Source organism: Pseudomonas sp. YNh (assembly GCF_037993085.1).
GTDB lineage: Bacteria > Pseudomonadota > Gammaproteobacteria > Pseudomonadales > Pseudomonadaceae > Aquipseudomonas > Aquipseudomonas putida.
On record NZ_JBBMRJ010000002.1, the window covers coordinates 294,461 to 309,591 of the forward strand.

The 15,131-nt window shown below is 63.8% G+C and carries 11 protein-coding genes and 2 pseudogenes; 4 read left to right on the forward strand and 9 right to left on the reverse strand.

Going from position 1 to position 15,131, the window contains the following annotated elements:
- Positions 1-77 precede the first annotated feature (77 nt).
- The 4 genes and pseudogenes from WF331_RS29215 to WF331_RS29230 all read left to right on the forward strand — a co-directional run.
- Positions 78-1,022, forward strand: a pseudogene (locus WF331_RS29215) (methyl-accepting chemotaxis protein); the annotation flags it as partial.
- Between the two features lie 141 nt (positions 1,023-1,163).
- The gene (locus WF331_RS29220; protein WP_371321170.1) at positions 1,164-1,877 is read left to right on the forward strand and encodes a methyl-accepting chemotaxis protein; all 714 of its coding nucleotides are present in this window, start codon (positions 1,164-1,166) and stop codon (positions 1,875-1,877) included.
- Positions 1,878-2,140: 263 nt separating this feature from the next.
- Positions 2,141-3,181, forward strand: a pseudogene (locus WF331_RS29225) (methyl-accepting chemotaxis protein); the annotation flags it as partial.
- Between the two features lie 198 nt (positions 3,182-3,379).
- The gene (locus WF331_RS29230) at positions 3,380-4,084 is read left to right on the forward strand and encodes a methyl-accepting chemotaxis protein (RefSeq protein WP_445324371.1); all 705 of its coding nucleotides are present in this window, start codon (positions 3,380-3,382) and stop codon (positions 4,082-4,084) included.
- Positions 4,085-4,204: 120 nt separating this feature from the next.
- Here WF331_RS29230 and WF331_RS03370 read toward each other — a convergent pair whose 3' ends face one another.
- The 9 genes from WF331_RS03370 to hutI all read right to left on the reverse strand — a co-directional run bounded on the left by WF331_RS03370 (position 4,205) and on the right by hutI (position 15,122).
- Positions 4,205-4,939, reverse strand: a complete 735-nt coding sequence (locus tag WF331_RS03370; RefSeq protein ID WP_041168148.1) for an amino acid ABC transporter ATP-binding protein — start codon at positions 4,937-4,939, stop codon at positions 4,205-4,207.
- Entirely contained in the window at positions 4,932-5,894 is a 963-nt protein-coding gene (locus WF331_RS03375; RefSeq protein ID WP_016501998.1) for an amino acid ABC transporter permease, read from the reverse strand. Before WF331_RS03375 ends, WF331_RS03370 begins: the two co-directional genes overlap by 8 nt.
- A 77-nt stretch (positions 5,895-5,971) precedes the next feature.
- A complete protein-coding gene (locus tag WF331_RS03380; protein WP_024717349.1) occupies positions 5,972-6,769 on the reverse strand; it encodes a transporter substrate-binding domain-containing protein in 798 nt (265 codons plus the stop codon).
- A 280-nt stretch (positions 6,770-7,049) separates the two neighbouring features.
- On the reverse strand, positions 7,050-9,623 hold the full coding sequence (gene mdoH / locus WF331_RS03385) for a glucans biosynthesis glucosyltransferase MdoH (RefSeq protein ID WP_016501999.1): 2,574 nt from the start codon (positions 9,621-9,623) through the stop codon (positions 7,050-7,052).
- On the reverse strand, positions 9,616-11,355 hold the full coding sequence (locus tag WF331_RS03390; RefSeq protein ID WP_202916033.1) for a glucan biosynthesis protein G: 1,740 nt from the start codon (positions 11,353-11,355) through the stop codon (positions 9,616-9,618). Before WF331_RS03390 ends, mdoH begins: the two co-directional genes overlap by 8 nt.
- A 263-nt stretch (positions 11,356-11,618) precedes the next feature.
- Positions 11,619-12,056, reverse strand: coding sequence for a D-aminoacyl-tRNA deacylase (dtd, locus tag WF331_RS03395; RefSeq protein ID WP_049275031.1), 438 nt, complete (start codon positions 12,054-12,056; stop codon positions 11,619-11,621).
- Positions 12,053-13,024 carry a prolyl aminopeptidase gene (pip, locus tag WF331_RS03400; RefSeq protein WP_016489576.1) on the reverse strand — a complete coding sequence of 324 codons (972 nt, stop codon included), beginning with the start codon at positions 13,022-13,024 and terminating at the stop codon, positions 12,053-12,055. The genes dtd and pip overlap by 4 nt, the downstream gene beginning before the upstream one ends.
- Before the next feature lie 78 nt (positions 13,025-13,102).
- Positions 13,103-13,906: an N-formylglutamate deformylase gene (hutG, locus tag WF331_RS03405; protein WP_084966650.1), complete on the reverse strand. Its 804-nt coding sequence runs from the start codon at positions 13,904-13,906 to the stop codon at positions 13,103-13,105.
- Between the two features lie 10 nt (positions 13,907-13,916).
- Positions 13,917-15,122: an imidazolonepropionase gene (gene hutI, locus WF331_RS03410; protein ID WP_084966651.1), complete on the reverse strand. Its 1,206-nt coding sequence runs from the start codon at positions 15,120-15,122 to the stop codon at positions 13,917-13,919.
- Positions 15,123-15,131: the final 9 nt, after the last annotated feature.

Genomic DNA, 15,131 nt, shown 5'->3' on the forward strand with positions numbered 1-15,131 from the left:
TGAATCGCAAACTGGGGCTGGGTTTCGGCCTGGTGCTGCTGTTGACCCTGGCTATTACCCTGGCCGGCTGGCACGGCATGGACAGCATCATCGACCGTGGCGACAAGCTGGGTAACATCTCGGTCATCCAGCAGTACACCCAGGAACTGCGCATTGCCCGCCAGCATTACGAGCGCCGCAGTGATGACGCGTCGGTGGCCGAGCTGGAAAAAGCCCTGGCCAACCTCGACCGCCAGGTGCAGCTGATGCTCGGGCAGATCGAACACCCCGCCGACCGCCAGCGCCTGGAGCAGCAGCGCGAGGCCGTGCGCATTTACCAGCAGGCATTCAACGAGCTGAAACAGGCCGGCCAGCGCCGCGAGGCCAGCCGTAGCGTGCTCGGCGACAGCGCTGACAAGGCTGCAGAGCTGATCGGCCGCGTGCAGCGGGGCCTGCTGCAAGGCGGCGATATCAACCAGTACCAGCACGCGGTGGACGTCAGTGCCCTGCTGCAACAAGCGCGTTTCCAGGTGCGGGGCTACACCTACAGCGGCAATGCCGAGTTCCAGCAAACGGCGCTGAAAGCCATCGACCAGGCCCTCGCCGAGCTGCGCGCATTGCCGGCCAAAGTGCCGGCCGAGCATGCCGCCGGTCTCGACGATGCCGCCACCGCCATGGGCGGCTACCGCGATGCGGTCACCCAGTTCGGCAATGCCCAGGCCGCCAGCGAGCAGGCCCTGCAGCATATGGCCGAGCAAGGTACGCTGCTGCTACAGACCAGCCAGGCGATGACCACTTCGCAAACCGCCGTGCGTGACGCCGGCGCGACCCAGGCCAAGACCCTGCTCGCCGTGGCCACCGGGCTGGCCCTGGCCCTCGGCCTGCTGGCGGCATGGGCAATTACCCGGCAGATCATCATCCCCCTGCGCCAGACCCTGCGCGCCGCAGAGCGGGTCGCCAGTGGCGACCTGACCCAGAACCTGCAGGTAAACCGCCGCGACGAACTGGGCCAGTTGCAAGCGAGCATGCAGCGCATGACCCAAGGCCTGCGCGAACTGATCGGCGGCATCGGTGACGGTGTCACTCAGATCGCCAGTGCCGCAGAGGAGCTGTCGGCGGTAACCGAGCAGACCAGCGCCGGGGTCAACAACCAGAAGGTCGAAACCGACCAGGTAGCGACCGCCATGAACCAGATGACGGCCACCGTGCACGAGGTAGCCCGTAACGCCGAGCAGGCCTCGGAAGCCGCGCTGATGGCCGACCAGCAAGCCCGCGAAGGCGACCGGGTGGTGGGTGAGGCTGTGGCACAGATCGAGCGGCTGGCGGGTGAAGTGATCAACTCCAGCGAAGCGATGAACCAGCTCAAGGCCGAGAGCGACAAGATCGGCAGCGTGCTCGACGTGATCAAATCGGTGGCTCAGCAGACCAACCTGCTGGCCCTCAACGCGGCTATCGAAGCCGCTCGCGCCGGTGAGGCCGGGCGTGGCTTTGCCGTGGTGGCCGATGAAGTACGCAGCCTGGCCCAGCGCACCCAGCAGTCGACTGAAGAGATCGAAGAGCTGATTGCCGGCCTGCAAAGCGGCACCCAACGGGTGGCCAGCGTGATGGACAACAGCCGCCAGCTGACCGACAGCAGCGTCGAGCTGACCCGCCGCGCCGGCAGCTCGCTGGAGACCATTACCCGCACCGTGTCGTCGATCCAGGCGATGAACCAGCAGATTGCCACGGCAGCCGAGGAACAGACAGCCGTGGCCGAGGAGATCAACCGTAGCGTGATGAATGTGCGGGATATATCCGACCAGACCTCGGCGGCAAGTGAAGAGACGGCCAGTTCCAGCGTGGAGCTGGCGCGGCTGGGGACCCACCTGCAGGGGTTGGTGGGGCGGTTCAAGCTTTGATCTGAGGGATGGATCACCTGCACTGGCCTCTTCGCGGGTAAACCCGCTCCCACAGGTATCGCGCAGGTTTCAAGGGCTGAGCAGTACCTGTAGGAGCAGGTTTACCCGCGAAGAGGCCAGTGCGGGCAGAACCCTCCTACAGTTCGCAGCGAAATTTCCTACCTGGCTTTCAGGTCAAGTCCTACAGCTCCGCTGCCGATTGGCAGAGGTGAGATGCCAGCAATGCGCTTGCATCCCCTTTCTTAAATGGACGGAGACTCATCATGCTCGGATACCTCAACCGCAAGCTCGGCAACATCAGTGTCGCTGCCAAGCTGGCCCTCGGCTTTGCGGTGGTCCTGCTGCTTACCCTGGCCACCACCCTCAGCGGCTGGCGCGCACTGGATGGCGCCATTACCCGCTCGGAACAGCTGAGCGAGATCGGCCTGATCAACGACCTCACCAAAGACCTGCGCGCAGAGCGCATCACGTATCGCGTGCTTAACGACGACGCCAGCAAAGCACAAGTTACCCGCATCCTTGACCAGCTGGACGCCATGCTGTCCACGCTGCAGCAACGCAGCAACGTTGATGAGTCTCGCCAGTTACTGAGCGAGAAGCTGGCGATGCTGCAGCGCCTGCGCGACACCTTCAGCGAGCTGCAAAGCAGCGTCATCAAACGTACTGCCCTGCGCGAAACCATGCAGGCACAGGAACATAAGCTAAACGAGGTCATCGAGAATCTACAGACCCAAGCCCTGCTGAACATGTCGGCCGACGGCCAGCGTAGTGCCGTACTGAGCCTGATGGATAACCTCACCCGGCATGTCGATGGCGCTAACCAGCAAAGCCTGATGCCGGCCTATACCTTCTCCCCCGTCGAGGAATTCACGCGGGTGGGCGAACGTGCGCTGGACGCCGCCGATACCAGCCTTGGGCAATTGCTACAAAACCTCGAGCCGCTGGGCTTGCCACACGCGCTCACCGAGCAACCCGGTACCGAGTTGGCCAAATACCGGGCCAGCCTGGACCAGTACCGCCGCGCGGCCGTGCGGGTTGAGCAACTGCAGAATGCGATGGAGCAAATGGGTGATGAACTGGCCGCAGTGAGCGTGCAACTAAGTGAACGCAAGATCGAACAGCGCGACAGCGAAGCCTTGGCCGCCCGCTCGCTGCTGACCGGCGTAGCGCTGCTGGCACTCGCAATGGGGGTGTTGGCCGCCTGGCTGATCACCTTGCAGATCACCCAGCCATTGCGCCAGACGCTGGCCGTGGCTGCACGCATAGCCAAAGGCGACCTGAGCCAGGTTGACGCGGTGCAACGCCGTGACGAGATGGGCCAGTTGCAAAGCCGCATGCGTGAGATGACCTTGAGCCTGCGCGAGCTTATCGGGGGTATCGACCAAGGCGTCGGCCAGCTGTCACAGGCCGCCTCACAGCTGGCAGCCAGCAGCGAGGACACCAAACTGAAGATCAACCAGCAGCGCGAGGAAACCGACCAGGTGGCCACCGCCATGAACCAGATGAGCGCCACCGTTCAGGAAGTGGCACAGAACGCCGAGCAGGCCTCGCTGGCTGCAACCAACGCCGACCAGCAGGCCCAGGTGGGCGACCAGGTGGTGGCCGAAGCCATCGGCCGTATCGAGCAACTGGCCGGGCAGATGGACCATTGCCTGGCGGCCATGCAGCACCTGGCGGGCGAGAGCCAGCGTATTGGCAGCATCCTCGATGTGATCAAGTCGGTGTCCGAACAGACCAACTTGCTGGCCCTGAACGCGGCTATCGAGGCGGCACGGGCGGGAGAAGCCGGGCGCGGCTTTGCCGTGGTGGCCGATGAAGTGCGCGGTTTGGCCAAGCGTACCTCGACTGCGACCGAAGAGATTGGCCAGCTAATCGACAGCCTGCACAACGGTACCGACGAGGTGACCCGCTTGCTGGACAGCAGCAAGAACCTGACCGAGCAGAGCGTGGAGCTGAGCCGACGCGCGGGGGATGCACTAAGCCAGATCACCGACACCGTGTCGAGCATTCAGGGCATGAACCAGCAGATCGCCACGGCCAGCGAGGAACAAAGCGTGGTGGCCGAGCAGATCAACCGAAGCGTGATCAATGTGCGGGATGTGTCGGATCAGACCAGTGCGGCCAGCGAACAGACGGCGGCCTCGAGCGGGGAGCTGGAGCAGTTGGGGCAGCAGTTGCGGGGGATGGTTGGGCGGTTCAGCATTTGAGGTTACAGGGGCTGCTTTGCAGCCCAATCGCCGGCAAGCCAGCTCCCACAGGCATGACGCTGACCTGCTTTTTGTGGGAGCTGGCTTGCCGGCGATTGGGGCGCAAAGCGCCCCCGCTTTTTACAGCACCTGGCGCAGGAAAGCCTGCGCGCGCGGGTCCTTCGGCGCATCGAAGAACGCCCCTGGCGCGGCATCTTCCAGCAGCTTGCCGTGGTCGAAGAACAGCACCCGGTCCGCCACTTCGCGGGCAAAGCCCATTTCATGGGTGACGCAGACCATGGTCATGCCTTCCTGGGCCAAGGTCTTCATCACGTCCAGCACTTCGCCGACCATTTCCGGGTCAAGCGCCGAGGTCGGCTCGTCGAACAGCATCACTTTCGGGTCCATCGCCAGGGCACGGGCAATCGCCACGCGCTGTTGCTGGCCGCCCGACAAGCGCGACGGGTACTCGTTGGCCTTCTGCGAAATACCCACCTTCTCCAGCAACGCCCGGGCCTTGGCTTCACGCTCGGCCTTGTTGCGCTTGCGCACCACCTTCTGCGCCAGGCACAGGTTTTCCAGCACGGTCATGTGCGGGAACAGGTTGAAGTGCTGGAACACCATGCCGACTTCGCGGCGGTAGGCGTTGATGTCGGTCTTCGGGTCGGCCAGTTGCAGGCCGTCGATGGCCACATGGCCTTGGTCGAAATGCTCCAGGCCGTTGAGGCAGCGCAGGAAGGTGGACTTGCCCGAACCCGATGGGCCGAGCACTACCACCACTTCGCCTTTGGCGACCTGGGTGGTGACGTTGTCGACAGCCCGTACCACTTGGCCACGGGTGTCGAAGACTTTCAGCAGGTCACGGACTTCAATCACTTTGCGCAAGCCTCCGCTCGAGCCGGCTGGCCAGGTGCGACAGCGGCAGGTTGATCAGCAGGTACAGACCTGCCACGCAGAACCAGATCTCGAAGGTCGAGAACGAGGTGGTGATGGCCTCGCGGCCGCTCTTGGTCAGTTCGGTGATCGCGATCACCGAAACCAGCGAGGTGTCCTTGACCAGGCTGATGAACTGGCCAGCCAACGGCGGCAGCACGCGCTTGAAAGCCTGCGGCAGGATCACGTGGCGCATCGACTGGCCAGCGTTCAGGCCCAGCGAGCGCGCGGCTTCGTTCTGGCCCTTGGTGATGGACTGCACGCCAGCACGGACGATTTCAGCCACGTAGGCGCCCGTGAACAGTGCCAGCGCCGCCACCCCGGCGAACTCGCGGGACAGGTTGAGCACGGTGCCGATGAAGAAGTAGAAAATGAAGATCTGCACCAGCAGCGGCGTGCCGCGCACCAGTTCGACATAAACGGTCGAGAGGTCACGCAGGGTCGGGTTGCTGGACAACCGGCACAAGCCCGCGAACAAGCCGATGACCAGGCCCAGCGCGCCGGATACCACCGACAGCCACAACGTGGTCCACAGGCCCCAGGCCAGCGGGCCGGCTGCCCAATGGCGGGTGACGCCAATCTGGTCGCCTTCGGCCACATCGTCGCCGCGGCTCAGTTGCAGGCTGTCCTTGGCCACTTCAAGCACCTGCTCGTCACCTTGCTCGTCCTTCAGCGTGACGCGGGCGTTATCGCCGGCAATGACAATCTCCTGCACGGTGCCATAACCGGCAGCGCGCTGAACGTCTTCAGCCTTGTAGGCGAAGTACTGCGGTACGCGGTTCCAGCGCCACTCGTAGGACATCATCGAGGTGGCCATGTACAGGCTGATCGCCAGGCCGACCAGCACCAGGGCGGTCAGCCCGTGCCAGGGCCACTGGGCTTTCTTGTGTTTGATCACGTGGGGTACTTCCGTAAATGCGAACGCGCAGGGTTTGCCTGCGCGTCGGGGTCAAAGCCGGGCTTGTGGCCTGGGCCTTATTCCATGTCCTTCAGCCAGTCCTTGTTCTTGAACCACTTGTCGTGAATACGATCGTAGGTCCCGTCATGCTTGATCTGGTGCAGGAAGTTGTTGATGAAGTTGATGCTGTCGTAGTCGCCTTTCTTCAGGCCGAAGGCCAGCGGCTCGTAGGTGAAGGGCTCTTCGAGGAACAGCAGCTTGCCGGCACCGGCTTTCTCCACGGCTACCACGTTGTATGGGGCGTCGTAGACGAAGGCATCAGCCTTGCCGTTGACCACGTCCATCACCGCTTCCTGTTCGTTGTCGTAGCCGTGGTACTTGGCTTTGCCGATCAACTTCTTGGAGACCATTTCACCGGTGGTGCCCAGCTTGGAGGTCAGGCGGTACTTCTCGTTGTTCAGGTCTTTGTACGACTTGATCTCGCCCGCCAGTTCCTTGCGGATCAGCAGGGTCTGGCCAACCACGATGAAGGGTTCGCTGAAGTTCAGGCGCAGGTTGCGTTCCTGGGTCAGGGTCATGCCGCTGCCGATCATGTCGAACTTGTCGGTCAGCAGGGCCGGGATGATGCCGTCATAAGCCGTGGAGACCGCTTCGAACTTGACGCCCATGGACTTGGCCATGGCCTTGAGAATGTCGACTTCGAAGCCGATGATCTCGCCACGCTTGTTGGTCATCTGGAACGGCATGTAGGTCGGGTCCATGCCCACCTTGAGGGTGCCGCGCTTGACCGCGTCATCGATGGCGCCTGCCTGGGCCGCAGTTACAGCGACCAGGGCGGTTACACCGACCAGCAGTCGCGAAAGGTATTGCTTGATCATCACCAAGTCCCCTAGCAAGAAAAGTAGCGAATCTTATTGTGTTGGCACGGCCGTACCGGCCGAGGCGTCGTATCGGAATGGGATGCTAACGCATGGCGGCTCGGGGACCTAGCGCCGGGGGGGACTTTGTTGGCCAAAATCCGATTAGGCAGGAAGATTGGGGAGCCTTCATCGCCGGCAAGCCAGCTCCCACAGGATTCACATAGGCCAGAGGCTTGCGCAATACCTGTGGGAGCTGGCTTGCCGGCGAATGGGCCGCAAAGCGGCCCCAGGCCGATCAGGCGCCGACGAGTGCCGGTTGGCCTTCGTTCTCGGGGTGCAGCGGCAACAGCGGCGAGTGCGGGTCGTTCTTGATAGAAGCGCGCCACACATCGATCCACGCCGCGTTGTGCTCTGCCCACACCTGCTCGTGCAGGCGGGCCAGCGCCACCGGGTCGCTGAGCAGGGCCAGGCGGGTGTTGAGGTCCAGCCCTTGAGGCCCGACTTCCATGGCCTTGGCCACGCGCTCGGCACGCAGCGCTTCAATCGGCGCCGCCTGGCCATGACGGGCAGTGGCCATGGCGCAAGCCAGGGCGTTCTGCCGTGGGTCGACCACAGCCCGCACAAAGCCGTCATGCAGGGCATGCCAGCGGTTTTCGTGGGTGTACTGGTCGGTAGCCAGCAGCTCTTGCGGGGTGGCGTATTCCTCGGGGATGAGGAACAGCTTCTCGTCCTTGGCGGCCAGGCCTAGACGGGTGCGGCTGGAGATCACCGAAACCGGGATCGACAGCATCAGCGAGCCAACGATTGGCGCCAGCCACCACAGGAAGGCCGGGTTCAGCCAGGCCACCAACCCAGCCCAGGCAATACCCAGCAAGGTTTGCGGGCCGTGGCGACGCATAGCCTCGCCCCACGGCGTGGAGTCGTCGTCACGCTGCGGCGAGTTCCAGGTCGCAGCCCAGCCGAGGAACGCGGCCAGCACGAAGCGGGTGTGGAAGATCATGCGCACCGGGGCCAGCAGCATGGAGAACAGCATCTCCATCAGCATCGACAGGGTGACCTTGACCCGTCCGCCAAACTCGACAGCGCCCTTGGCCCAGATCAGGATGATGCTCAGCAGCTTGGGCAGGAACAGCAACACGATGGTAGTGGAGAACAGCGCCACGGCCTTCTCCGGGTGCCACTGCGGCCATAGCGGGTAGAGCTGGTACGGTTCGATGAAGTACTGCGGCTCCATCAGGGTGTTGGTCGCCAGCAACGCGGTCGACAGCACCAGGAACAGGAACCACAGCGGCGCCGACAGGTACGACATCACCCCGGTAAGGAACACCGCACGGTGTACCGGGTGCATGCCCTTGACCAGGAACAGGCGGAAGTTCATGAGGTTGCCGTGGCACCAGCGGCGGTCGCGCTTGAGCTCGTCGAGCAGGTTGGGCGGCAGCTCTTCGTAGCTGCCCGGCAAGTCGTAGGCGATCCACACGCCCCAGCCGGCACGGCGCATCAGCGCGGCTTCGACGAAGTCGTGGGAAAGGATTGCACCGGCGAACGCGCCCTTGCCCGGCAACGGCGCCAGGGCGCAGTGCTCGATGAACGGCTTCATGCGGATGATCGCGTTGTGGCCCCAATAGTGCGACTCGCCCAGCTGCCAGAAGTGCAGGCCAGCGGTGAACAGTGGGCCGTACACGCGGGTGGCAAACTGCTGCATGCGTGCATAGAGGGTGTCCATGCCCGAAGCTTTCGGCCCGGTCTGGATGATGCCGGCGTCCGGGTTGGCCTCCATCAGGCGCACCAGGCTGCTCAGGCACTCGCCGCTCATGACGCTGTCGGCGTCGAGCACGACCATGTACTTGTACTCGCCACCCCAGCGACGGCAGAAATCGTCGAGGTTGCCGCTCTTGCGCTTCACCCGGCGCCGACGGCGGCGGTAGAAGATGCGCCCGAAGCCTTTGGTTTCACGGCACACGTCCAGCCAGGCTTGTTGTTCGGCCACGGCGATGTCGGTGTCGTTGGTGTCGCTGAGCACGAAGAAGTCGAAACGGTCGAGGTTGCCGCTGGCGGCCACCGACTCGAACGTTGCGCGCAGGCCGGCAAACACGCGCGGCACGTCTTCGTTGCAGATCGGCATCACCAGCGCGGTACGCGCCTCGGGTGCAATTGGCTCGTTGCCGGCGCTGCTGCCCGAAATCTTGTATTTGTCGCGACCGGTGAGCAGCTCGAGGAAGCCCATCAGTGCGGTCCAGAAGCCCGCCGACACCCAGCAGAACAGGATGCCGAAGAGGACCAGGATGGAGGTTTGCAAGGCATACGGCCATACCTGCACCACGGTATCCCACAGCGGCTGGCTGAGGACTTCGTCAAGGTCGACGAACGACCAGCCCTGGTACGGCAGGATGCCCTTCATGTACCAACCGGCGACGATGGTCTGGCCGATCATCAGGGTCAGCAGGATATAACGGCGGATCGAGCCAACCGTGCGCCAGCGTGCCGGCGGCAGCTCGCGCTTGGGTGGCTGCGGCGCGTTGGGGCGGCCGGTCATGCGCCTCCACATGCGGATCAGCACGTTGGTGCGCCAAGGCTCAGGCACAACTTTGGTGCGCTTGATCGGTGGGGCGATCTTCAGGCACAGGCGGCCGCTGCCGTCGACGCCGAGCATTTCGGCGTCTTCCAGTTCGGCAGCGCTGCCCACGGTGAGGCGCGGGCCCACCGAGGCCTGCACGGCGTCGGTGGGGCTGGCGGCCGGGTCGGCCGCCAGGCGTTGGTGCAGCTCACTGAACGACGTGCAACTGGCGAGTTCCGCCCGTTGCTCGTCACTCAGTGGCAGGTGAGCCAGGTACTCGCCAAGCGATACTGGCCTTGCGTTTGAGTTACTCATCGGCAGGCAACTGATAGCTCCAGGTCTCGGTCAGCACCTTCTCGGTGGTGGCCGGGGTCCCGTTGGTGGGCGCCGCATCGGCGGCAGGTTGTTCGGCCTTGGCAGGTTGCTCAGCCTTGGCGGCTTTCTCGGCCTTGGCATGCTTGGCTGCGGCCTTGTCCTGCTTGGCGTCCTGGGCAGGCTTGGCGGGCTCGACCGGCACATCACGCACCAGCGCGGCACGCATGCCGGTGGATTTGTTGGCTTCCTTGACCTTCAGGCGCAGGGTCAGGCGCCAGCCCTTGGTCTCAGGGTTATAGCGCAGATTGTTCTCGACCACCTCGGCGTTGTCGTCAACGCTGATCTGGCTGCGCACTGCGGCGTCTTCCGGCAATGCGGCCAGGGCCGGGCCGGCGAAGTCGACCAGGAAGGCCACGCTGCCGTCTGGCTGGCGGATCAGGTTGGACTGCTTGACGTCACCGGTGGAGCGCAGGGTCTGCTTGACCGAGCCCAGCTCAGGCGCCTGGAATTTCGCCTCGTCGATGGTCCAGTGCAGGCGGTAGGCGTACTCGATCGGCTTGCCTGCCTCCGGCAGTTTCTCCGGGCTCCAGAAGGCCACGATGTTGTCGTTGGTCTCGTCTGCAGTCGGGATTTCGACCAGGTCGACGGTGCCCTTGCCCCAGTCACCCTTCGGCTCGATCCAGGCGCTTGGGCGCTTCTGGTAGTTGTCGTCGAGGTCTTCATAATCGCTGAAGGCACGCTGGCGCTGCATCAGGCCGAAACCACGCGGGTTCTCGACGCTGAAGTTGCTCACGGCCAGGTGTTTCGGGTTGTTCAGCGGGCGCCACAGCCACTCACCATTGCCGGCGTGGATCGACAGGCCTTCGGAGTCATGCAGGGCCGGACGGTAGTTGAGGACCTTGGACGGCTGGTTGGGGCCGAACAGGAACATGCTGGTCAGCGGGGCAATGCCCAGGCGGCTGACCTGGTCACGCAGGAACACGCGGGACTGCACGTCGACCACGGTGTCGTTGCCCGGGCGCAGGGTCAGCTTGTAGGCGCCGGTGGAGCGCGGCGAATCCAGCAGGGCGTAGATCACCAGGTGCTTGTCGGCCGGCTTGGGCTTCTCGACCCAGAACTCGGTGAAGCGCGGGAATTCCTCGCCCGACGGCAGCGCAGTGTCAATGGCCAGGCCACGGGCCGACAGGCCATACACATGGCCCTTGCCGACCACGCGGAAGTAGCTGGCGCCCAGCAAGGTCATGATCTCGTCTTGCTTGTCAGCCTTGTTGATCGGGTACAGCACGCGGAAACCGGCATAACCCAGGTTCTTGGTGGTTTCCGGGTCGTGTGGCACGTCACCGAACTCGAAGCGGCTCGGGTCGTACTTGATTTCCTCGACCTTGGATGCGGTGACCTCGTTGATTTTCACCGGGGTGTCGAAGTGCATGCCCTGGTGGTAGAACGACAGCTTGAACGGGGTCTTGTCCTTGGCCCACTCGGCCTTTTCCTGCAGGAAGTGAATCTTCTGATAGTCCGCGAACTTCATGTCGCGGAACACGGCCGGCAGGTTGCTTTTTGGTGCATCGTACTTCTGGCCGGCCAGATCCTTTGCCTTGGCTGCAACATCGTCAAGATTGAATGCCCACAGCTGGCCCGCGCTCATCAGGCCGACCACTGCCACACTGGCCATCAGGGCCTTGCGTAGCCGGATGCCGGGGATTCTTGATGCTTTTTGGGGACTAACAATCACGAGCAACCCTCGCCGAAAACAGATCATGAAACCAACGGCCAGCGACAAATGCCGGGTTGGCGAGCACTGTTCGGACCCCGTGAGGGCGTAATGATTCCCCAAACGGATCCAGACAATGCTCGAGTCAGAGTGAAACGAACCTGCGAACGCAGGTCCATGCAGCGCGCGATTATCCAGCAGGTCGCGTGACAACGCATCAGGCTGGAACAACTATTTATCGTACAAAACCCCTTGTTTTCCTATAAACAAAGGGTTTTTTGACCTCATATTTGTAACATAAATGTTACGGGGCCATCATTGACCAGATGCACCTGCATGTCTGCCCCGAATTGCCCGCTCGCCACGTCGGCATGCTGGCGCTTCGCTTGCTGCAAAAGATAGTCGAACAATTCAGCCCCGAGGGCCGGCGGCGCTGCCGTCGAGAAGCTCGGACGCATGCCGTTGCGGGTGTCCGCCGCCAAGGTGAACTGCGACACCAGCAACAAACCACCCCCGACATCCTTGAGCGACAGGTTCATCTTGCCCTGCTCATCGCTGAATACACGGTAGTTCAGCAGCTTGTGCAACAGCTTATCGGCCTGCTCGCGGGAATCTTCAGGCTCGACGGCCACCAGCACCAGCAAACCCTGGTCGATCGCGCCAACCACCTGCCCCGCCACTTCAACCCGCGCACCGCGCACGCGCTGCAGCAAACCCCTCATGCTTCTTCCAGGGGCAGGTCGAGCAGGCGCCGGGCCATCTGGTCGGCTGCCCGCACCAGGGCATCGGTGATGCCCGGCTCGGACGCGGCGTGGCCGGCGTCGCGGATCACCTTCAGTTCGCTGTTCGGCCAGGCCTGGTGCAGGGCCCAGGCGTTGTCCAGCGGACAGATCACGTCATAGCGACCGTGCACGATCACCGCTGGCAGGTGGGCGATCTTCGGCAGGTCGCGGATCAACTGGTCCGGTTCGAGGAAGGCGTTGTTCATGAAGTAGTGGCACTCGATCCGGGCGATCGACAGCGCCCGCTGCGGCTCGGAGAAGCGGTCGACCACCAGCGGGTTCGGGCGCAGGGTGGCGGTACGGCCCTCCCAGGTAGACCACGCCTTGGCGGCGTGCATCTGGGCAATCTGATCGTTACCGGTGAGGCGCTTGTGGAAGGCCTTGACCAGGTCGCCGCGTTCTTCCGGCGGAATCGGCGCGATGTAGTCCTGCCAGTAGTCGGGGAACAGGCGGCTGGCGCCCTCCTGGTAGAACCACTCGATCTCCTGCGGCCGGCACAGGAAGATGCCCCGCAGGATCAGCCCATGCACACGCTCGGGGTGGGTCTGGGCGTAGGCCAGGGCCAGGGTCGAACCCCACGAGCCGCCGAACAGCACCCATTTGTCGATGCCCAGGTGCTCGCGGATGCGCTCCAGGTCCTCGACCAGGTGCCAGGTGGTGTTGTTCTCCAGGCTCGCATGGGGCGTGGAGCGGCCACAGCCGCGCTGGTCGAAGGTGATGATGCGGTACAGGTTGGGGTCAAAGTAGCAACGGCTCTGGGCGTCGCAGCCAGCACCCGGGCCACCGTGGATGAATACCACGGGCAGACCTTCCGGCGAGCCGCTTTCATCGACATACAGCACATGCGGCGCTTCCACGGCCAGATCGTGCCGGGCGTAGGGTTTGATCTGCGGGTAGAGGGTCTGCATTGCGCACTCCGTGTGAGGATATTGACTGCCGTTGGGCATCATAAACCTGAATTGCGCTTTGAGCACCGCCTCTTCCACTCAACGCTGGTATCGTTCTGCCCCCCAAGCCAGCAGCGCTTGCAAAAGCTGCTTCAGAACCACCTGCGTCGGTTGCGCCAGGTCTTCCCGGTAGGTAAACGGCTCGGTTTCCTCCATGTACGTGCTTTGCGCCAACTCCAGCTGCACCGCATGGATATGCTTCGCGGGGTCACCATAGTGCCGGGTGATGTGTCCGCCTTTGAACCGACCATTCAACACATGACTGTAACCTGTCGCTTCGGCGCACACGCCCTGCAACCGCTCGGCCAGCACCGGATCGCAGCTGGCGCCATTGAAGGTACCCAGGTTGAAGTCCGGCAACTTGCCATCGAACAGGTGCGGGATGCGCGAGCGGATCGAGTGGGCATCCCACAACAGGGCATAGCCAAACTGCTCGCGCAACCGGTCCAGTTCGCGACGGAGGGTGTCGTGATACGGGCGCCAGATCTGTTCCAGGTAGCGTTTGCGTTCTTCGCCAGACGGCGCCAACCCCTCCTTGAACAGCGGCTCGCCTTCGAACAACGTGGCCGGATACAGGCCAGTGGTGGCGCCGGCGTACAGTGGCTTGTCGTCATCCGGGCGGTTCAGGTCGATGACGAAACGCGAGTACTCTGCGGCTACCACGCTGGCGCCCAGGTCGCGGGCAAAGTCGTACAGCTGCGGGATGTGCCAGTCGGTGTCCGGCAAGCTGCGCGCCTCATCGACCAGGCCATCACGCACGGCGTCGCTCAGGCGCAGGCCGGCGTGGGGCATGCTGATCAGCAGCGGCAGGCGGCCTTGGTGAAAACTCAGAACCTTGTCCATCGTGCCTCGCTCAGTTGGATATTTCGTGGCCCTTGCGCACCACGCGCTTGGGCAGGTCGCCACCCAGCCAGTAGGCCAGGTCGGCGGGGCGTTCGATTTGCCAGGCGACGAAGTCGGCTACCTTGCCCACTTCCAGCGAGCCGTGGCTGTCGCCCAGGCCCAACGCCGTGGCGGCATGCACGGTGACGCCGGCCAAGGCTTCTTCCGGCGTCATGCGGAAACACGTGCAGCCCATGTTCAGCATCAGCCGCAGCGACAGCCCTGGCGAGGTGCCGGGGTTGAGGTCGCTGGCCAGGGCAATCTTCACCCCGTGGCGGCGCAATGCATCCATCGGTGGCAGCTGGGTTTCACGCAAGAAATAGAAGGCGCCCGGTAGCAGCACGGCGACCGTGCCGGCTGCGGCCATGGCAATGGCGTCTTCCTCGGTCATGAACTCCAGGTGGTCGGCCGACAGCGCCTGGTAGCGGGCCGCAAGGCTCGAGCCATGCAGCGACGACAGCTGTTCGGCGTGCAGCTTGACCGGCAGGCCCAGCTCACGCGCCTTGATGAACAGCCGCTCCACCTGGGCCGGGGAGAACGCCAGGTGTTCGCAGAAGGCATCCACCGCATCCACCAGGCCTTCGGCGGCCAGGGCCGGCAGCATCTCGTCACAAATGTGCGCGATGTAGTCGTCGGCCCGGCCGGCGTACTCCGGCGGCAGGGCGTGCGCGGCCAGGCAGGTGGCGCGCACCGCCAGCGGCAGCTCGTCGGCAAGGCGCCGGGCCACGCGCAGCATCTTGCGCTCGTTGGCCAGGTCCAGGCCATAGCCGGACTTGATCTCGAGGGTGGTCACACCATCGCGCATCAGCGCCTGCACCCGCTGGCGGGCACTGGCGAACAACTCGTCCTCGCTGGCCGCGCGGGTGGCCCGCACGGTACTGGCGATACCGCCGCCCTGCGCGGCGATTTCGGCGTAGCTGACGCCTTGCAGGCGCTGCTCGAACTCGCCACTGCGGTTGCCACCGAACACGGCGTGGGTGTGGCAATCGATCAGCCCGGGGGTGACCCAGGCGCCGCCCAGGTCCACCGTGCGGTCAGCGTCGACCGGCGCCAGCTCGGCGCGTGGGCCGATCCATTCGATCAGGCCGGCGCTGGTGACGATGGCCGCGTCTTCGATGGCCGAGTAACGGCCCTCGGCCATGGTTGCCACATGGCAATGCTGCCAGACGGTTCTCATGCACAATCT